The organism is Kribbella sancticallisti, from assembly GCF_039530625.1.
GTDB classification, from domain to species: domain Bacteria; phylum Actinomycetota; class Actinomycetes; order Propionibacteriales; family Kribbellaceae; genus Kribbella; species Kribbella sancticallisti.
In genome coordinates this window covers 77,673-95,534 of sequence record NZ_BAAAOS010000017.1, presented here as the reverse complement: position 1 = coordinate 95,534, position 17,862 = coordinate 77,673, and the positions used below count along the sequence as shown (strand labels likewise).

At 68.3% G+C, this 17,862-nt stretch carries 20 protein-coding genes; 16 read left to right on the top strand and 4 right to left on the bottom strand.

Annotated features, from left to right (window positions below; all coding sequences use genetic code 11):
- Window positions 1-197 precede the first annotated feature (197 nt).
- Genes ABD255_RS08085 through ABD255_RS08075 form a run of 3 tightly spaced genes read left to right on the top strand, consistent with a single transcriptional unit; the run spans window position 198 to window position 3,267 of the window.
- A complete protein-coding gene (locus ABD255_RS08085) occupies window positions 198-1,463 on the top strand; it encodes an extracellular solute-binding protein (RefSeq protein WP_344211469.1) in 1,266 nt (421 codons plus the stop codon).
- 8 nt (window positions 1,464-1,471) lie between these two features.
- Window positions 1,472-2,437 carry a carbohydrate ABC transporter permease gene (locus ABD255_RS08080; protein ID WP_344211467.1) on the top strand — a complete coding sequence of 322 codons (966 nt, stop codon included), beginning with the start codon at window positions 1,472-1,474 and terminating at the stop codon, window positions 2,435-2,437.
- Window positions 2,434-3,267 carry a carbohydrate ABC transporter permease gene (locus ABD255_RS08075; RefSeq protein WP_344211465.1) on the top strand — a complete coding sequence of 278 codons (834 nt, stop codon included), beginning with the start codon at window positions 2,434-2,436 and terminating at the stop codon, window positions 3,265-3,267. The genes ABD255_RS08080 and ABD255_RS08075 overlap by 4 nt, the downstream gene beginning before the upstream one ends.
- Here ABD255_RS08075 and ABD255_RS08070 read toward each other — a convergent pair.
- Window positions 3,264-3,974, bottom strand: coding sequence for a GntR family transcriptional regulator (locus ABD255_RS08070; RefSeq protein WP_344211463.1), 711 nt, complete (start codon window positions 3,972-3,974; stop codon window positions 3,264-3,266). The two genes, ABD255_RS08075 and ABD255_RS08070, sit on opposite strands and share 4 nt — an antisense overlap.
- Window positions 3,975-4,114: 140 nt before the next feature.
- Between ABD255_RS08070 and ABD255_RS08065 the strand changes: the two genes are divergently transcribed.
- Window positions 4,115-5,059, top strand: a complete 945-nt coding sequence (locus tag ABD255_RS08065) for a glycoside hydrolase family 16 protein (protein WP_344211461.1) — start codon at window positions 4,115-4,117, stop codon at window positions 5,057-5,059.
- 518 nt (window positions 5,060-5,577) lie between these two features.
- On the top strand, window positions 5,578-6,717 hold the full coding sequence (locus tag ABD255_RS08060) for an endonuclease (RefSeq protein ID WP_344211459.1): 1,140 nt from the start codon (window positions 5,578-5,580) through the stop codon (window positions 6,715-6,717).
- Window positions 6,718-6,719: 2 nt separating this feature from the next.
- Here the strand turns inward: ABD255_RS08060 and ABD255_RS08055 are convergent, their stop codons facing one another.
- Window positions 6,720-8,375 (bottom strand): LuxR C-terminal-related transcriptional regulator, encoded by a 1,656-nt coding sequence (locus ABD255_RS08055; protein ID WP_344211457.1) that lies wholly within the window; start codon window positions 8,373-8,375, stop codon window positions 6,720-6,722.
- A gap of 111 nt (window positions 8,376-8,486) precedes the next feature.
- Between ABD255_RS08055 and ABD255_RS08050 the strand changes: the two genes are divergently transcribed.
- The 6 genes from ABD255_RS08050 (at window position 8,487) to ABD255_RS08025 (ending at window position 11,564) form a co-directional block, all read left to right on the top strand.
- Entirely contained in the window at window positions 8,487-9,290 is an 804-nt protein-coding gene (locus tag ABD255_RS08050) for a methyltransferase domain-containing protein (protein ID WP_344211455.1), read from the top strand.
- Window positions 9,291-9,299: 9 nt separating this feature from the next.
- Window positions 9,300-9,725: a VOC family protein gene (locus ABD255_RS08045; RefSeq protein ID WP_344211453.1), complete on the top strand. Its 426-nt coding sequence runs from the start codon at window positions 9,300-9,302 to the stop codon at window positions 9,723-9,725.
- 97 nt (window positions 9,726-9,822) lie between these two features.
- On the top strand, window positions 9,823-10,095 hold the full coding sequence (locus tag ABD255_RS08040) for a type II toxin-antitoxin system Phd/YefM family antitoxin (RefSeq protein ID WP_344211451.1): 273 nt from the start codon (window positions 9,823-9,825) through the stop codon (window positions 10,093-10,095).
- Window positions 10,092-10,523: a type II toxin-antitoxin system VapC family toxin gene (locus ABD255_RS08035; protein ID WP_344211449.1), complete on the top strand. Its 432-nt coding sequence runs from the start codon at window positions 10,092-10,094 to the stop codon at window positions 10,521-10,523. Before ABD255_RS08040 ends, ABD255_RS08035 begins: the two co-directional genes overlap by 4 nt.
- Window positions 10,524-10,587: 64 nt before the next feature.
- Entirely contained in the window at window positions 10,588-10,917 is a 330-nt protein-coding gene (locus ABD255_RS08030) for an ArsR/SmtB family transcription factor (RefSeq protein WP_344211447.1), read from the top strand.
- The gene (locus tag ABD255_RS08025) at window positions 10,914-11,564 is read left to right on the top strand and encodes a cation diffusion facilitator family transporter (RefSeq protein ID WP_344211445.1); all 651 of its coding nucleotides are present in this window, start codon (window positions 10,914-10,916) and stop codon (window positions 11,562-11,564) included. The genes ABD255_RS08030 and ABD255_RS08025 overlap by 4 nt, the downstream gene beginning before the upstream one ends.
- Here ABD255_RS08025 and ABD255_RS08020 read toward each other — a convergent pair.
- A complete protein-coding gene (locus ABD255_RS08020) occupies window positions 11,561-12,886 on the bottom strand; it encodes an ATP-binding protein (RefSeq protein WP_344211443.1) in 1,326 nt (441 codons plus the stop codon). The two genes, ABD255_RS08025 and ABD255_RS08020, sit on opposite strands and share 4 nt — an antisense overlap.
- Window positions 12,887-13,026: 140 nt before the next feature.
- Between ABD255_RS08020 and ABD255_RS08015 the strand changes: the two genes are divergently transcribed.
- The 3 genes from ABD255_RS08015 (at window position 13,027) to ABD255_RS08005 (ending at window position 15,571) form a co-directional block, all read left to right on the top strand.
- The gene (locus ABD255_RS08015; protein ID WP_344211441.1) at window positions 13,027-14,106 is read left to right on the top strand and encodes a hypothetical protein; all 1,080 of its coding nucleotides are present in this window, start codon (window positions 13,027-13,029) and stop codon (window positions 14,104-14,106) included.
- Window positions 14,107-14,209: 103 nt separating this feature from the next.
- Window positions 14,210-15,040 carry a siderophore-interacting protein gene (locus ABD255_RS08010; protein ID WP_344211439.1) on the top strand — a complete coding sequence of 277 codons (831 nt, stop codon included), beginning with the start codon at window positions 14,210-14,212 and terminating at the stop codon, window positions 15,038-15,040.
- Between the two features lie 84 nt (window positions 15,041-15,124).
- Window positions 15,125-15,571: a TIGR04222 domain-containing membrane protein gene (locus ABD255_RS08005; RefSeq protein ID WP_344211437.1), complete on the top strand. Its 447-nt coding sequence runs from the start codon at window positions 15,125-15,127 to the stop codon at window positions 15,569-15,571.
- Window position 15,572: 1 nt separating this feature from the next.
- On the opposite strand, the gene ABD255_RS08000 is transcribed toward ABD255_RS08005, so the two are convergent.
- Entirely contained in the window at window positions 15,573-16,274 is a 702-nt protein-coding gene (locus ABD255_RS08000; protein ID WP_344211435.1) for a hypothetical protein, read from the bottom strand.
- 48 nt (window positions 16,275-16,322) lie between these two features.
- Between ABD255_RS08000 and ABD255_RS07995 the strand changes: the two genes are divergently transcribed.
- Together ABD255_RS07995 and ABD255_RS07990 are read left to right on the top strand one after the other, a co-directional pair.
- Window positions 16,323-17,231, top strand: a complete 909-nt coding sequence (locus ABD255_RS07995; RefSeq protein WP_344211433.1) for an aminoglycoside phosphotransferase family protein — start codon at window positions 16,323-16,325, stop codon at window positions 17,229-17,231.
- 40 nt (window positions 17,232-17,271) lie between these two features.
- The gene (locus tag ABD255_RS07990; protein WP_344211431.1) at window positions 17,272-17,730 is read left to right on the top strand and encodes a group II truncated hemoglobin; all 459 of its coding nucleotides are present in this window, start codon (window positions 17,272-17,274) and stop codon (window positions 17,728-17,730) included.
- Window positions 17,731-17,862: the final 132 nt, after the last annotated feature.

Below are 17,862 nucleotides of genomic sequence, written 5' to 3'. Positions count from 1 at the left end.
ACGCACAGTGCGAAGGATGCCATAGGAACCGGGGTTTCGGGCTGACTTCCGGTGGAGCGCGCTCTCACGACTTAATAACGGACACTCCTGAACTATTGACTGGTCAGCAGAGGGTAGGCAATTCTCTTCGCCACTGAACGACAGGTTCATACCAGTCAGCCGGAGGCCGATCCGGCTACTTCGCCCGAGGTGATCCGATGAAGTTCCGCCCCCTTGCCGTCGCCGCAGTCGCGGCCCTCTCACTCACCGCACTCGCCGCCTGTGGCTCCTCCGACGACACGTCGGACACCGCGGCCGACGCCGGCCCGAAGACCATCGACGTCTGGCTGATGAAGGGCAGCGTCTCCGACGACTTCCTGAAGCGGTTCGAGGCGGACTTCGCCGCGAAGCACCCGGACGTGAAGGCGAACGTCCAGATCCAGGAGTGGAACGGGATCGGCCCGAAGATCATCGGCGCGCTGGCCAGCAAGGACGCCCCCGACGTGATCGAGGTCGGCAACACCCAGGTCGCGCAGTACTCCGCCTCCGGTGGCGTCAAGGACCTGACCGACAAGAAGGCCGACCTCAAGGGCGACGACTGGATCGAGGGCCTGGCCGGCCCGGGCCTGTACGAGGGCAAGCAGTACGGCATCCCGTACTACGCCGCGAACCGCGTCGTCGTCTACCGCAAGGACCTGTTCCAGGCGGCCGGGGTTACGCCGCCGAAGACCCGGGACGAGTGGATCGCCACGACCACCAAGCTGAACACCGGCGGCAACCAGGGCATCTACCTGCCCGGCCAGAACTTCTACGTGCTGTCCGGCTTCATCTGGGACGAGGGCGGCGACCTCGCGGTCAAGGAGGGCGACTCCTGGAAGGGAGGTCTGTCCACCCCCGAAGCGCAGAAGGGGATGGAGTTCTACAAGCAGATCCAGGCGCTCGGCAAGGGCCCGAAGGACTCCGACGAGGCGAAGCCGACCCAGACCGACGTGTTCGCGCAGGGCAAGGTCGCGCAGATGATCGCGGTCCCGGGCGCGGCCGAACTGATCGCTCAGGCGAATCCGGCGCTGAAGGACAAGCTGGGCTTCTTCCCGATCCCGGGCAAGACCGCCGACAAGCCGGGTGCCGTCTTCACCGGTGGCTCCGACCTGATCATCCCGGAGGCCTCGGACGCGCAGGACGCGGCGTACACCTTCATCAAGGAACTGGCCGGCGAGCAGTGGCAGACCGACCTGGCCAAGACGATGAAGTACGTGCCGAACCGGACCAGCCTGGCCGCGTCGGTCGGTTCGGACGAGGGCACCGCGGCGATGGCGGCCGGTGCGGCCAACGGCAAGGCGACGCCGAACTCGCCGAACTGGGCCGCGGTCGAGGCGAAGAACCCGATCAAGGAGTACCAGACCAAGGTGCTGACCGGCGGTGACCCGGCCGCGGCGGCCAAGGCGGCCGACGAGATCATCACCCAGGCCCTGAACGCCAAGTAACCATGGCCTTGGCTGAAGCTGAGACCACGACGGTCGCCCCCGCCCCCGAGACCGGTACGCCGGCCCCGGGCCGGCGGGGGCGACCCCTGTGGGTCCGCGTCCTGCCCTATCTGCTGGTCGCGCCGACCGTTCTCGGTACGGCGTACCTGCTCGCCTATCCGCTGGTCCGCAACCTGCTGATCTCGTTCCAGAAGTTCGGCATCGCCCAGTTGATCCGCGGCGGTGCCGAGTTCGTCGGTCTGGACAACTACCGGCGGATCCTGACCGACGACATGTTCTGGGGCGTGGTCCGGCGGACCTTCGTGTTCACCGCGATCAACGTCGGCCTGATCATGGTGCTGGCGACCGCGGTGGCGCTGCTGCTCGGTGCCCTGGGCAAGTGGATGCGGTTCGCCGTGATGGGTGGCCTGGTGGTCGCCTGGGCGATCCCGGTGATCGCCGCGACCACGGTGTTCCAGTGGCTCTTCCAGTCCCAGCTGGGAGTGGTGAACTGGGTGCTCGTCGCGCTCGGCTTCGAGCAGTACGACGGCAAGGCGTGGTTCGCCGACGGCAACTCCACCTTCGCGATCATCGTGCTGCTGATCGTCTGGCAGTCGGTGCCGTTCGCGGCGCTGACGCTCTACGCGGCGATGACGACGGTGCCGAAGGAACTGCACGAGTCGGCCCAGATCGACGGCGCCGGCTCGGTCAAGACCTTCGCGCTGATCACCTTCCCGATCCTGCGGCCGATGTTCGGCCTGATCCTGTGCCTGGAGGTGATCTGGGTGTTCAAGTGCTTCGTCCAGATTTGGGCGATCAGCCAGGGCGGCCCGGGCAACGCGACGCTGACGCTGCCGGTGTACGCCTACCAGATCGCCCAGTCGCTGAACCGCTACGACCTGGGCGCGGCGATCTCGATGGTCACGGTGCTGATCCTGACCGTGGTGCTGCTGGCGTACTTCCGGCAGATGTTCAAGGAAGAGGGTCGGCTGTGAGGACCCGGATCAGTCGCAAGATCACCCTGAACGTGCTGGCTCTGGGCGTGTTCGCGTTCTCGGTCTTCCCCGTCTACTGGATGGTGCTGACCGCGTTCAAGCCGACCAAAGACATCCAGGCCGAGACGCCTTCGTTCTTCCCGACTCACGTCACCTTCACGCACTTCAGTACGGCCGTGAACGCGGACGGGTTCTGGTTGTTCTGGCGCAACAGCGCGTTCGTCGCCGTGACCGCGGTGCTGGCCTCGCTGGTGATCGCGTGCCTGGCCGCCTTCGCGGTCGGGCGGATGCGCTGGAAGGGCCGGCAGGCGTTCATCCTGATGGTGTTCGTCGCGCAGATGACGCCGTGGGAGGCGCTGCTGATCCCGATGTACGTGATCGCCCGCGACACGGACATGCTGGACAAGTTGCCGATGCTGACGCTGATCTACTTCATGATGACGCTGCCGTTCACCATCGTGACGTTGCGCGGCTTCCTGAACGCGATCCCGGTCGAGCTCGAGGAGGCGGCCCAGGTCGACGGCTGCAACCAGTTCCAGGCGTTCCGGCGGATCGTCTTCCCGCTGCTCGCGCCCGGGCTGCTGTCCACCTCGCTGTTCGGTTTCATCACCGCGTGGAACGAGTTCGCCTTCGCCAACCTGCTGATCATCAAGAACCAGGACCAGCGCACGCTGCCGGTCTGGCTCTCGTCGTTCAGCAACACCTTCGGCACGGACTGGGGCGCCACGATGGCCGCGGCGACCCTGTTCATGCTGCCTGTGCTGCTGATCTTCCTCCTCCTGCAGGGCCGCGTGACGACAGGTGTGGCCGCGGGCGCCGTCAAGGGTTAGGGCGTGTCTGGGAACGTGAGCCGCGTCGTGATCCGGTACCGGTCTCCTCGATAGATGGAGCGGGTGTACTCGATCACGGCGCGGTCCGCGTTCCGCGTGGTCCGTTCGAACAGCAACGCCGGCGAATGCAGCGGTACGCCGAGCAGGGCCGCCTCCTGCGCATCCGTCACCGTCGGCTCCGTCGTCTGTACCGCGTCCTTCGCCACCACCTGGTACCTCGACCGCAGCAACCCGTACATGGAACCGATCTCGAAGTCCCGGCCGGTGATCCCGGGGACATAGGCGGCGGGGATCCGGATCCGCTCGATGCACATCGGAGCACCGTCGACCAGCCGGAGCCGAACCACCGACACGAGTTGGTCGCCCGGCGAGATCTCCAGCCGCTGGCCGAGTCGCGCACCGGCCGGCTCCACCTCGAAGCTGATCAGCTTGCTCTGCCACGGAGTGCCCTCCGCGGGTGGCACCTGGAAGTCGCCCTCGGCGGTCGGTGCGAGTTCCTGGTGGATCTTCCGGGAACTGGTGAAGGTGCCGCGGCCGTGTTCGCGCACGACAAGTCCGTCCCGGGCGAGATCGTCGAGCGCGGCGCGCAGGGTCGGGCGCGAGACACCGAGGGATTCGCTCAGGCTGCGTTCGGAGGGGAGGGCCTCGCCGGGGTTGCGGATCTCGATCAACCGCAGCAGACGGTCCCGCGCCTCGGTCCTTCTCATCGTTCAACTCTAGCAATCTTTACCAGTGGTCCGACCTGTGAGAGCGCATTCACTCCGTTTCAAGGGCTTGACTTGACCACTTGGATAGACCATTTTACGAAGAGTCCCGCGTTCTCCGCCCCGAGACGAAGGTGCTCACCATGGCTCGAACACGCAAACTCCGCATCACCGCCGCGACCGCAGTACTGGCTGCTTTGGCGGTTGCCGCCGCCGGCCCGGCGGCCGCGCGACCCACGCCCGCCGAGAAGCCCCGGAAACCGGCCGCCTGCGGCGCGTTCTTCGACGACTTCAACTACTACTCCCGGACCGACCCGAACTTCACCGGCCACGACTGGAGTGTCCGGACCAGCGCCGGCGGTCCCGGCGTCGGCGGTGCCACCTGGGCCGCGAGCAACATCAGCTTCCCGGTCGTGGACGGCCAGAAATCCCTGCAACTGCGCGCCTCCACGAACGGCACCGCGAGCGGCACCACCCACGCCCAGGTCCAGCAGAACCGGCTGCGGTTCTTCGAGGGCACCTACGCGACCAGGTTCAAGTTCAGCGACACCCCGGTCAGCGGTGCCGACGGCGACACGGTGAACCAGACCTTCTACACGATCTCCCCGCTCGACTACGACTGGGAGCCGACGTACAGCGAACTCGACATCTCGGAGTACCTGCCGAACGGCGGCTGGGGTGAGACCGGGCCGACGAACTTCATCACCAGTTGGAACACCTATCAGGCGGACCCGTTCGACGGCTGGCGGATCAGCGAGGCGCGGCGGTGGAGCCACGCGGGCTGGCACACCCTGGTCGCCACCGTCGCGAACGGGCACGTCAAGTACTACATCGACGGCGCCCTGGCCGCGGACCACACCACCGACGCCGCGGGCCGCAGCGTCTACCCGCGGCGCCCGATGACGCTGAACTACAACCAGTGGTTCATCGACCTGACCGGCCACTCCGGCGGCACCAGCGTCTGGGCGCAGTCGGCGGACTGGGTCTACTACGCGAAGAACGAGGTGCTGTCGCCGGCGGCGGCCACCGCGCGGGTGAACTCGTACCGGTCCGCCGGCACGACGCACGCGGACACGATCAACTGCTGAAACAGTGACTCGTCAGTAGTGTGAGACGGCCCCTGTGACCCATGGACATTCCGTTCCGGACTGAGTACGGTCCGTAACGGCGTCCGCACCACGCCACCGTCGGAGAAGGACTTTCCAGTCCTCCTCCCGCCAGACGGTGAGGTGCTGCCCGCCAGTAGCGCCTCACTGGTGGATGGGCGAGCAGTTCGTGGCAGCAGTCACGGGCTGATGGGGGCCCGTACACCTAGGTGGGGCGGCTGGGCGCTCAGCGCTCGCCGCCCCACCGACTCAATTTCCTCAGCCCGCACCCCCAACGCCGCACGCTCCGGCCCGGGAGTCATCGTCGTCAAGGACGGTGCCGTCGTCGCGGCGCCCGCGGCGGAGCCCCTGGTCGGCACTGGACGGTCGAGTTGAGGTAGTGGCACCTGGCATTTGCCGGATCGTCGGACAACCTTTGCCGGATCGATGTTCAAGTCCGGGTCGCGGCGGGCAGGATGGCGGGCGACGCATTGGTTCCCAACCGCCCCTGGGAGATCGCCGTGCCCGCTCTTCGTCGTTCCCGCGCTGCCCTGGTTCTCGGTGTCCTGCTGGCGTTGCTCGCCTTCGGGATCACCCCGTCCACCGCCGCGACCACCGCCGCCATCACGGTCAGTACCGCGATCGCCCGGCAGGACGGGTCGGTCGCGACCGTCGAGGGATACGTGGTCGGTCAGCCGACCGCGGCGAACACGGTGGTCCGGAGCAACTTCCCGGGCGACACGGCGTTGGCGCTGGCCGACACCAGTTCGCAGACGAGCACCTCGGCGATGCTCTACGTGCAGATCCCGAGCGCCTTCCGTTCGCAGTACGGGTTGCGGTCGAATCCGGGGCTGCTCGGCACCAAGATCAGTGTGACCGGGACGCTGACGCCGTACTTCACGCCGCATGCCGGGCTGAAGGACCCGACCGCGTTCAGCGGCGCGGGCGGTTCGGACCCGGGGACGCCGCCGGATCCGGGTGACTACTACGCGAACGCGATCGGCAAGACCGGGCCGGCGCTGCGGTCCGCGCTGCACTCGATCATCGCGAACCAGACGAAGCTCAGCTACGACCAGGTCTGGAACGCGCTCAAGGACACCGACCAGGACCCGGCCAACACGAACAACGTCATCCTGCTGTACTCCGGCCGCTCGCAGAGCAAGAGCACCAACGGCGGCGGCGTGAACGACTGGAACCGCGAACACGTCTGGGCCAAGTCCCACGGCGACTTCGGAACGGCGACCGGTCCCGGCACCGACGTGCACCACCTGCGCCCCGAGGACGTCTCGGTGAATGGTGCCCGCGGCAACCTCGACTTCGACAACGGCGGTACCACGGTCGCCGAGTGCCCGGGCTGCGCGGCGGACGGGGACTCGTTCTCGCCGCGGGCAGCGGTGCGCGGTGACGTCGCGCGGATGATCTTCTACATGGCGATCCGCTACGAGGGTGGCGACGGGTTCGCCAACCTGGAGCCGAACAACTCGGTCGACAACGGCTCGGCGCCGTACATCGGCAAGCTGACGGTGCTGAAGGCGTGGAGCGCCGCTGACCCGCCGGACGCCTTCGAGAAGCGGCGCAACCAGGTCATCTTCGACAACTGGCAGCACAACCGGAACCCGTTCATCGACCACCCCGAGTGGGTCGCCTCGATCTGGCCCTGAGCTCAGTCGGACCTGGTCAGCACGGCGCGGGCGACGGCTTCGGCCCGGTTGCGAGCGCCCAGCTTGGCCAGCACGTGGCTGACGTGATGCTCCGCGGTCTTCCGGCTGATGTGCAGCCGTGCGCCGATCTCGGGGTTGCTCAGGCCGAGTCCGATCAGCCGAAGTACCTGACGTTCCCGCCGGGTCAGCTCGCCAGTGCCGCGCTGACCCGGCGGCGGCGTCCTGCCGAGTGAGCGGAGCAGCGCGGCGGTGGCATCGGCGGCCGGGATCGCGCCCATCCCGGTGAACGTGTCCAGCGCCGCGGTTGCCTCGGCCGCGGCAGCGTCCGGGTGGTCGTCGGCCAGCGTCCGGGCCAGCTCGAGTTGCGCCGACGCCACCTCGTACGGCATGCCCAATCGCGAGAACAAGCGGACCGTTCGCTCCCACAGCTCACCGGCTTGGCCGTCCGGCGGATCCGTGGCAGTCGAGACGTACGCCGCCGAGGCGGTGGCCAGCGCTTCGACGTACGGGAGCCGGCGCTGTTCGGCCAGGCTGGTCAGCGTGGCTGCGGCCGCTCTGGCGCCGTCGAGGTCATCGCTGGCCAGATGAGTCCGCACCGAAAGCGCCAGCGCGGAAGCGGAGGAGAGCTGTTGTGCGGCCGTCTCGGCCAGCCACCTGCGGACTGCTGTGGTGGCGCCTGGCCCGTCACCCCTGGCGAGCCGGAGCGCCGCCACCGCGAGGCAGCCCCGGAGTTCGTTCTCCCGGCCGCCGAGCAGCCGTGCCGCTTCCTCCGTACGGCCCTGCCGCAACCTGAGCTCGGCCAACCGTGCCACTGCCTCAGTGGCCAGCGCCGGCCCGGCGCCCTGGCTCATCGCGATGGCACGGAGCAGTTCCTGTTCGCCCTCGTCCCACTGCCCCGCGGACACCAGGACGCTGCCGTAGACGACCCGGCACCGGGTGGAAAGGAAGGGACAGCCATAGCGGGCGATGAAGCGATCGGCGACCTGGCACCACTGCCGCGCACGGTCGAGGTCGGCGGCGAGCTCACACGCGACAAGCATGTAGCAACTGATGTAGGCGACCGCATCCAGCCGTGTGCACTCGCCGCCGAGTGCGCCGGCCATGGCTTCGTCGAGCATGGCCAACCCTTTCTCCACCTCGCCGAGCAGCACGAGCTTCTCGCCGAGGCCGGACAGCGAGCACAGTTCCAGATCGATGTCGCCGACCCGGCGGGCAGCCGCGAGCGCCTCCCGGTACGACGCGGCTGCCTGCTTGGCGTCCCCGGTGACATAGGCCCGGGTCACCGCCGCCCAGCCGGCGTACGGGTCGCCTGTGCCGGTGAGCAGCCTCTCGGCCCGTGAGACCCAGCCACTGGCCGCTGCGGAGTTGCCGAAGTTGGCCTCGTAGGTCACCGCGATCCCAAGCGCGGCGTTCACCGCGCGTCCGGTGTCGCCGGTACTGCGGAACCTGGCGTACGCCGCCTCCCGGCACTGCTGGCTGCGGGTCGGATCACCTAGCCACCACAGCACTTCGCCGAGGCCGTCGAGGGCAGCGCCATCCGTGGGTGCGGTGTCCACTGCGGCCTCGAACGCGACACGTGCCTCCGCCCACCGGCCGGCCGCGAGTGCGGCCTGTCCTGTGGCGATCTGTCCTGCGGCGACCAGCTCGTCGGCCTCCATCTCGTCATTGTCACGCCCGCTGACGCCGCCGGATATGGGTCATTCGCCCGATGTCCGTGCCGCCGCGCGGGGGCAGGCTCGGAAACAGCCGTCACCTTGAGGAGCCCGACGATGAACAGAGCAGAGCAGGAGACTTTCCAACTGACCGCGGAACTGGCCGAGGCGTACGAAGCGTGGTTCGTGCCCGGCTTCTTCGCCCAATGGGCGCCGCACCTGCTGGACGGCGCGGGGGTCGCGGCCGGGCAGCGGGTGCTCGACGTCGGCTGTGGGACCGGCATCGTCGCGCGTACTGCGGCCGAGCGGGTGGGATCCACCGGGACAGTTGCCGGAGTCGATCTCAACGAGGCGATGCTGGCTGTGGCCAGGAGAGTCGCGCCCGAGCTGCAATGGCGGCAAGGCGACGCCGGTGCGCTGCCGTTCGACCCGGCCTCGTTCGACGTGGTGCTGAGTCAGATGGCGATGATGTTCTTCCCGGAGCCGGCCGCCGCGCTGCGGGAGATGCGCCGGGTGGTCCGTCCCGGGGGAACCGTCGGTGTCCTGGTGCCGGGATCGCTCGCCACCAACCCGCCGTACGAGCTGTTCGTCGACGTGGTCACGAGGAACGCGGGGGAAGAGGCGCGCCGGCTGGTGACCAGCTACTTCGCGCTGGGCGATCTTGACGGTCTGACTGGCCTTCTCACCGACGCCGGGCTGGACGTGACTGCGACCGGTAGTCCGGTCGGAGAGTTCCGTTACGACTCGATCGACCAGTTGGTCGGCGTCGAACTGGACAGCACGCCGCTCGGCGGACGCCTCGAGCCGGGCGTCAGGGAGGCGATCCTGGCGGATTGCCAGAACGCGCTGGCCGGTTACCTGACCAGCACGGGCGAGGTCCTGTTCCCGTTCGAAAGCCGCCTCGTGATCGCGACCAAATAGATTGGCGGTATGACTGCTCCTGCCATCCCCCGCTTCCATCTCGCCATGCCGGTCGACGACCTCGCCGCCGCCGCGGAGTTCTACGGCACCGTGATCGGCTGCGAACGCGGCCGCAGTTCCGACACCTGGATCGACTGGAACCTGCGCGGCCACCAGTTCGTCACCCACCTGGCGCCCACCCGCGCCCAGGCGATCCACAACCCCGTCGACGGCCACGACGTCCCGGTCCCGCACTTCGGCCTGATCCTCGAGATCCCCGACTTCCACGCCCTCGCCGACCGCTTCCGCGCCGCCGGCACCGCCTTCGTCATCGCCCCCTACCTCCGCTTCGAGGGCAAGCCCGGCGAGCAGTGGACCATGTTCCTCCACGACCCCGCCGGCAACGCCCTCGAATTCAAGGCCTTCGCCAACGACGAAGACGTCTTCGCCGTCTAACTGCCCCACGCTGCCCCACGATCTGCCCTTCCTGCCGGCGTCGCTGGTCGACCATGCTGGAAGCATGACCATTGTGGCTACAATCCAGGGAGAGTTAGTGACCACAGGAGGACTGGTGGACGTCGGCATCCGAGAACTCCGGGACGGCCTCAGCCGTCACCTCGCAGAGGTGCGCGAAGGACGGACCATCACCATCACCGACCACGGCAAGCCGATCGCGCAGATCGTGCCGTTGCAGGTGCCGACCGTGCTCGAGCGCCTGGTCGCCGAGGGCAAAGTGACGCCGGCCAAGCGACGTAAGCGGCCTGCCCCGGCGCCGATCAAGACGGCCGGGCCGGTCAGCGACCTGATCGACGAGCAGCGCAGGTGATCTGCTACTTCGACACCTCGGCATTCGTTCCGATCCTGATCGACGAACCGTCCACAGCGGTTTGTGCCGAGCTGTGGAACCTGGCCGATGCGGTAGTCACCACGCGGCTGCTGTATGTCGAAACCTCCGCCGCACTGGCCCGGGCTCAGAAGGCAGGCCGGGTCAGCCGGACGAAGTCGCGTGCGGCCCAGCGCACCTTGGATGAGCTGTGGCCGGAGTTCGAGGTCGTGGAGCTCGATGCGGAACTCATGCGACGTGCGGCTCAGCGGGCGACCCAGAGTTCCTTGCGCGGCTACGACGCGGTGCACTGCGCCGCTGTGGAGCAGTTGGCCGATGGGGATCTCATCGCCGCCACAGGAGATCGCCAACTGCTGGCGGTGTGCCAGGAGTTGGGAATCGCGACAGCGGACGTCAACGGCCGTCCGTAGCGGTCGACGGTCCGCAGTCGGTACAGCTTTCCGTGAATACATCATTCGCTGTACAGTGCTGGCTGTGGACACGATCAGCCGTAGTGAGGTGCTGGCTCGGTTTGGGCATGCGTTGTCGGATCCGACGCGAACGCAGGTGATGCTGGTCCTGCACGAAGGGCCGAGTTATCCCGCGGACCTGGCCGAGCGGATCGGGGTCAGCCGGCAGTCGTTGTCGAATCACCTGGCCTGCCTGCGTGGTTGCGGCCTGGTCGTCGCGGAACCCGAAGGGCGTCGTACTCGCTACGAGTTGGCGGACCAGAGTCTGGGGACCGCCCTGACCGAGCTGCTGAACGTCGTACTTGCGGTCGACCCGGCCTGCTGCCGGCCGGACGCGACCGGGGAGTGCAAGTGACCGAATTGCTGGTGCCGAGCCGGCGCAAGCAGCTCGGGCGACGGGCGCAGCTGCTCGCGGGTGCGAGCGTCAGTTACAACGCCATCGAGGCGGTCGTCGCGATCACCGCCGGGACGGTGTCCGGTTCGGTCGCGCTGGTCGGCTTCGGGCTCGACTCGATCGTCGAGGTCGCCAGTGGGCTGATCATCCTGTGGCAGTTCCGTCACCCGCTGCCGGAAACCCGGGAACGCCGCGCCCTGCGGTTGATCGCGCTCTCCTTCTTCGGCCTTGCCCTGTACGTGTCGGTGGAGTCAATCCGCTCCCTGGTCAGCGGGTCCACCCCGGACGCCTCGTCCGTCGGGATCGGCTTGGCGATCGCCTCACTGGTGGTGATGCCGCTGCTGTCGGTGGCCCAGCGGCGTACCGGGAAGGCGCTCGGGTCGGACGCGGTCGTTGCCGACGGCACCCAAACGCTGCTGTGCACCTACCTGTCCGCGGTCCTGCTCGTCGGCCTGGTGCTGAACGCGACCCTCGGCTGGTCCTGGGCCGACCCGATCGCCGGCCTGGTCATCGCCGCCGTAGCCCTTCGCGAAGGCATCCAAGCCTGGCAGGGCAAGGGCTGCTGCGCTCCCAACCAGCAAACGACCTGCAACGACGGGTGCTGCTAGCGGTTGACTGTGAAGGTCGTGTTGCCGACCTGCCGGGTGGTGTTGTTGGTGGTCTGCCGATGGCGTCCGCTACCCGGCGGGGTGATCGCGGGCGCGGGCGAGCCAGGCAGGGCGACGCCGGCGTGGGCAGCGGACTGGCCCACCCTGGTCTGCACCCAGTCCTGAAGACCGGGGTCGGCGAGCGACACGCGCTGGCCGTTGTCCCGGAGCATGCCGCGGGCGACCAGGCCTTGCCGAGCTGTGTCGAGTGCTTGCCACTTGCCGGGACCGGCTGCCTGGGTCTCACCCGACATGGCCAACCCCCGCGGCCCCCGTACTGCGACCTTCGCCAGCAGGTCCTTCTCCGCATCCGAGCACGTGTTCCACGCCGCCTGGTAGAAGACCCGCGACCGCGCGTTCACCTGATTCGTCGCGAGCTTCGCCACATCCGCGGTGACGCCGTACGGCGGGTGCGCGAGCTGCACCGCGTTGTCCGCCAGGTCCCGCAGCCGACTCGGATTGCCGTTGGCCGCCTTGAGCAGGTTCTCCACAGCGTCTGGCTGGTAAGGGATGCCGGCCTGGCGCAGCGGCTCGGTCACGGCGGGCCGAAGCTGGTCATCGGCCAGGGGCCGGCACTCCCGGACGTCGAACCGGCCGGCGACTCCAGTAGCGATACCGGACATCCCACCAGACGCAGTCATCAACCTAGTGGCGGCCATCTCGCCACCGGCGCCGACCAGGTACACGGGCTGCCCGTTGCGCTCCAGATGTGCCGACAGTTCCGTCAGCGCGGCCAGATCTCGCTCCGACGCGACGTCAAGATTGTCGACCATCAACATCACCGGCTGGCCCTTCTTGGCCGCCAGTTCACCCAGGTTGTCCGCGAGTTCGTTGAGCGTGCTTCCGACACCATCCTTGCCCGGCGCCTCCCACTGCTTCTTCACCACCGCCTGCACCGGCGCCACCCCGAACCGGAGTTCGGCGCCGTTCTGCTGGCTCCGGCTGCGCTGGGTCAGGTCCCGCAAAGTCTTCTTCAGCTTGCGCAGCGAGAAGTATCCGTGCCGCTTGCGAAGCCCACCGAGATCCTCGCTGACCGCCCGGACGAACCTGTTCTCCAACGGCTCGCGAGGCGACGCGTCGACCCGGACACAGGTCCAGTCGTTCTGCCGAGCCAACTGCTGCGCCCGGTCCAACTCGAGGCTCTTGCCCATCCCCGGACTGCCGGTGAACAACACCGAGTTGCCCTCCGGCGGTCGCAGGTCCAGCGAGATCGGCCGGCCCTGCTGGTCCGTCCGGGTGACCATGTACGCCGGACGCCGGGGCGTGCCGAAAACCTGGCTCATCCCGCCAGCCTCGGCCCGGGAACCGAACACGAACGCGGGCCGACGGCAACCAACAGATGAACATCCGACGGCCAAAGTGGCCGTTCTTCGTGATCCGCGGGATCTAGGCAGCCACGTCGCGGCCGTGCCATCCTGCGGAAATGGGCGCTGCGTCGTTGAGGGTCAAGGGGTGGGCGGCGCTGGCCGCGACGGTTTCACTGCTGGTCACGGCGGTGGTCGCGCCGGCCGCGTCCGCCGCACCGGAGACGGTGACGACACCTGATCCGAAGCTGACCGTCACGAGTGTCAGCCTGGGCCGTACTTCGGTCGCCGTGTCCGGGCTGAACACCGTGGCGGTGCCGGTCACGGTGGTCGGCGGCTACGACACCACGGAAACGTACCCGGTGTATCTCAACGTCTTCCTGAAGCGCTCGGGAGGACCCGGGCCGGCGACGTACATGGTCGCGGCGCTGCTGACGCTGGCCAGCGGGACCGTCGACGACGGCGTCTGGAAGGGCTCGCTGTACGTGCCGTCGACCGCGAACGGGACGTTCAAGGTCACGGGCGTGATGGAGGGCCAGGTGCTCGACGGGTCCACCGGCAGCATGACGACTCCGACCCCGTACGACGGGCCGAGCATCGCCGTCACCGGTGTGCACCTGCCGAGGATCGGCGTCTCGATCATCCCGAAGATCGTGCCGTTCGGCTCGGCGTACACGGCCCGGGTCGCGATCATCGACTCCGCCACCGGGAAGCCGTACGGGAGCCGCATCAACGTCCAGATCACCTGGGACAACCTCTGCGCCGAGTACGACGGCGATCGTTACCTGACCAACGCCGCCGGGATCGTCGAGCGGATCTATCCGGCCGCGGCCGGGAGCGCGCTCAACTGCGTCCGGTTGCGGGGCCGTGCGTTCGACACCCTCTCTCTCGGCTGGACCGTGGCGCGGCCGGGCATCGTCAGCGCGGCGCCGTCCAAGACCAGCGTGCCGGTGGGGACGATCGTCCCGGTCAACGGCTCCGTGGCCGGTGCGCCGAACAACTGCCCGGTGATCCTGCAGCGCCTGACCGGCGCGACCCAGTGGCGTGGGGTCAGCCAGGCCAGAGTCCGGCAGAGCGGCCGGTTCACGGTGCTCGCCCAGCCGCCGTACGCCGGGAACGTGATCTACCGGGTGTACTTCCAGCGGTGCTACCAGTTCCAGGCGGGCTACAGCAAGAGCTTCGTGATCCGCGGCTACTGATCCTGTACTCCGGACGTACGGGCGGAGGCGGCTGGGCCGGTGGGTTAGCCTGCTTAGGTATGCCTAACCAATTCCGCCTGAAGGTCGAGAGGACCGTGGTCGCGTGAGCACCCCCGCACCCCGTAGCCGCCGCGCGAAGCTGGCGGTCGTCCGCCGGACCGAGCGCATCACGCCGCACATGATCAGGGTGGTGCTGAGCTGTGACGACTTCGTCGACAACGGCACCACCGACCACTACGTGAAGCTGCTGTTCCTGCAGCCGGGCGTCGAGTACCCGGACCCGCTGGACATGGGCGTGGTCCGTGAGCAGTTCCCGTCCGAGCAGTGGCCGACCATGCGGACGTACACGGTGCGTTCGTGGGACGAGGGCACGCACGAGTTGACCATCGACTTCGTGCACCACGGCGACGAGGGGATCGCCGGTCCGTGGGCCGCGGCCGCTCAGCCCGGTGACAAGCTCTGGTTCAACGGTCCAGGCGGTGCGTACCGGCCGGACGAGGCTGCGGCGTGGCATCTGTTGGTGGGCGACGAGAGCGCGTTGCCGGCGATCAGCGCCGCGATCGAGCAGTTGCCGCCGGGCGCGCACGCCAAGGTCTTCGTCGAGGTCGAGGACGAGACCGAGGAGCAGAAGTTCAGCGGCTCCGGCGACGTCGAACTGACCTGGCTGCACCGCGCCGGCGCCACCGGCGATCGTGGCGACGGCCTGGTCGCGGCCGTCGAGTCGCTCGACTTCCCGCCGGGTGACGTGCAGGCGTTCGTGCACGGCGAGGCCGGTTTCGTACTCCGCCTCCGCCGCCACCTCTTCACCGACCGCGGCCTCGCGCGCGACCGCCTCTCCCTGTCCGGCTACTGGCGCCTCGGCAAGAACGAAGACGGCTGGCAAGCCGAAAAGGCCGAAACCGCCCGCAAAGAACGCGAAGCAGCCGGCGCCTGACCCGCAGCCCCACCGCTTGGGAACCGGATCGGGTTGGTTGTGGTCCAACCGGCCGAGATCGGTTTCGACCGGGAGGTGATGGCGGTGGCGCTTCAACTCGGGCAGACCGCGTACTTGTGCGGTGGGCCCCGGCGGGTGGTGCTGGTGACGGTGCTGGCGATGTGTCAGGACGGCAAGCTCGCGATCAGCCTGGCTCGGCACTGGGTGCAGCCGGGGCTCGGGGAGGCGGCGAACGACTTCGAGAGCGCGGTGCTCGACGCGGTACCGGAGTACGGCATCGTGCTCGGGAAGCTCTCGGATGCGGTGGTTCAGTCGCAGGCGATGAGGGAATTGCGGGCTTCATTGGTCGAGCAAGGGCTGGTCCGCCGCTGGCGGTTCACCGGGCTGACCATGCTCGGGCGACAACTTCGACGTGAGCTCCAGGAGTCACCGGTCGGCCTGCAGGCGGTCGCAGTACAGGGTGTCGCGGCGATCCCCGACGCCCAACTCCAACCACTGGCGATGCGCTGGACCGACGAGCGCGCCGGCTGAATCAGGCCGCTTCGATCCGGCGGTTGAGGATCTGCGCTATCGCAGCGGCGTCGTCCTGCGGTAGCACCCAGTCGGTGCCTTGGGCCTGCAGGATCAGAGCGGGCCCGGGGCTGCCGGCGGGTGGGAGCCGCAACGCCATCGGGAACCTGAGCCGCTCAGCGCCCGTCACCGACACGTCGTGCACACCGGTGATCGCCTCGAGCGGATACGTCACCGAGCCCGCGCCCGTCCGGACCCGCTCTCGCAAGCTCACCGACTTGTCGTCGACGAAGAGCCGCAACGTGGTCAGCCCCCGCACCCGGAAAGCCAGCTCGTACTGCGTATCGGCGAGCTCGGCGATCGCGGGCTGCATCAGCCGGCGTTCGCCGTACCGGCCGAGGGCGGCTCCGATGATGGCCCCGACAATGGCTGCCGGCAGGACCAACCACACGGAACCGGCCAGCGCGACCGGGTAGATCCCGGCGACCGCGCCGAGAAGCGCGCCCGCACCGTTCCACCGACTCGGCTTGTACCGGCTGCGCCGGCGGAAGAACCAGCCGGCAATCAGCACGGCCAGCGGCAGCAACACCGCCAACCAGTTGAAGGTCTCGGCCCCGGCGCTGATCCACACGGTCAACGCCAGCAGCACCAGCGGAATCCCGACATAGACGATCGCCACGACCAGTTGCGCTTGCCGGCTTCGCTGGGCCACATCTGAGGTCACGGGGAAAACCCAAGCACATCGCCCGGTCCCGCCCTAATGTTGCCGGCGATGACTACCGACCCGTTGTTCGTCGTGCCGGCTCCTTTGTTCGAGACGCTCGACGACGAGCTCGCCTGGCTGCAGGCCGTGCCCGGTCTCGCGGCGGAGTATCTGGAGCGCTGGGAACTGCGCCTCGACGGAACCCCGTTGAACGGAATGGCGTCGGTCGTGTTGCCGGTCGTCCGCACTGACGGAACGCCCGCGATGCTGAAGTTGCAGCCGTTCAACGAGGAGAACGCGGGCGAGGCGCTCGCCCTGCGGACCTGGCCCGGTGACGCGGTGGTCCAGGTGCTCGAGGACGACCCCACCAACGCGACACTTCTGCTGGAACGGCTGGAACCCCGCTCGCTCAACGACATCCCCGACCATACCGAGGCCACCCAGATCCTGGCGGAGTTGCTCGCCCGGCTCAGCGCAGTACGGGCTCCTGCTGGGGTGCGGCGGCTGGAGGATGTCGTCGCCGACATGCTGGAGGAGGCGCCTCGGCTCATCCCGCTGCTGTCGGATCCCGCCGAGCAGAAGCTGGTACGCCGGTACGCGGCGCAGGTGGCTGAGTTGGTCCAGGAGCCGGGCGATCGCCTGCTGCACTGGGACCTCCACTACGACAACGTGATGGCAGGGCGGCGTGAACCCTGGCTGGTGATCGACCCGAAACCCCTGTCGGGTGATCCGTGCTTCGAGCTGTTCCAGGCGCTCAACAACCGCTGGGACGACCTGGTCGCGACGGGCGATCTGCCGCGGGCGATCCAGCGGCGGTTCGACCAGATGGTCGAGGTGGTCGGGGTGGACCACGATCGGGCGGTCGGCTGGACGATGGGCCGGATCCTGCAGAACGTGCTCTGGGATCTCGACGGCGAGGAGTCGGGCAGGATCCATCCGGCGCATCGGGAGATCGAGCGAGCCTTGCTGAACCCGTAGAGATGATTACATGATTACAAGCAATCATAAGGAGGCCCGGATGACGACCCCGACCGTGTACGAGTGGGCCGGCGGCGCGGAGGCGTTGCTGCGGCTGACCGAGGTCTTCTACGACAAGGTGCTGGCGGATCCGCTGCTGGCGCCGGTGTTCGCGCACATGAGCGACCAGCACCGCGAGCACGTCGCGATCTGGCTGGGCGAGGTGTTCGGCGGGCCGAGCCGCTACACCGACGAGTTGGGTGGCTACCCCGCGATGCTCTCCCACCACCTGAACCTCGGCCTCACCGAAGATCAGCGGGCCCGCTGGGCAGCGCTGATCGCGGCCAGCGCCGACCCGGCCGGTCTGCCCGACGACCCGGAGTTCCGGTCGGCCTTCGTCGCCTACGTCGAGTGGGGCACCCGGATCGCGCTGGCCAACTCCCAACCCGGTGCCACGCCACCTCCGAAGGCGCCGGTCCCGAAGTGGGGCTGGGGCGAAGCGCCGCCGTACCAGCCCTAGTCGACGCGGGTGGGCCAGGGCAAGGGCGGGTAAAGGTTGAGGTGTCAGACAGACGGGCGGGGTCGGGCGGACTGAGGTTTCGATTAAAGTCGGCGGTTCACGACGAACCCGGTGGCCGGGATGCGAGGGTGA

Coding starts and splice junctions, on each gene's coding strand:
- ABD255_RS07995 (WP_344211433.1), top strand. CDS start 16,323: ATGACTACCGACCCGTTGTTCGTCGTGCCGGCTCCTTTGTTCGAGACG.
- ABD255_RS08065 (WP_344211461.1), top strand. CDS start 4,115: ATGGCTCGAACACGCAAACTCCGCATCACCGCCGCGACCGCAGTACTG.
- ABD255_RS08070 (WP_344211463.1), bottom strand. CDS start 3,974: ATGAGAAGGACCGAGGCGCGGGACCGTCTGCTGCGGTTGATCGAGATC.
- ABD255_RS08020 (WP_344211443.1), bottom strand. CDS start 12,886: ATGAGCCAGGTTTTCGGCACGCCCCGGCGTCCGGCGTACATGGTCACC.
- ABD255_RS08050 (WP_344211455.1), top strand. CDS start 8,487: ATGAACAGAGCAGAGCAGGAGACTTTCCAACTGACCGCGGAACTGGCC.
- ABD255_RS08055 (WP_344211457.1), bottom strand. CDS start 8,375: ATGGAGGCCGACGAGCTGGTCGCCGCAGGACAGATCGCCACAGGACAG.
- ABD255_RS08085 (WP_344211469.1), top strand. CDS start 198: ATGAAGTTCCGCCCCCTTGCCGTCGCCGCAGTCGCGGCCCTCTCACTC.
- ABD255_RS07990 (WP_344211431.1), top strand. CDS start 17,272: ATGACGACCCCGACCGTGTACGAGTGGGCCGGCGGCGCGGAGGCGTTG.
- ABD255_RS08015 (WP_344211441.1), top strand. CDS start 13,027: ATGGGCGCTGCGTCGTTGAGGGTCAAGGGGTGGGCGGCGCTGGCCGCG.
- ABD255_RS08045 (WP_344211453.1), top strand. CDS start 9,300: ATGACTGCTCCTGCCATCCCCCGCTTCCATCTCGCCATGCCGGTCGAC.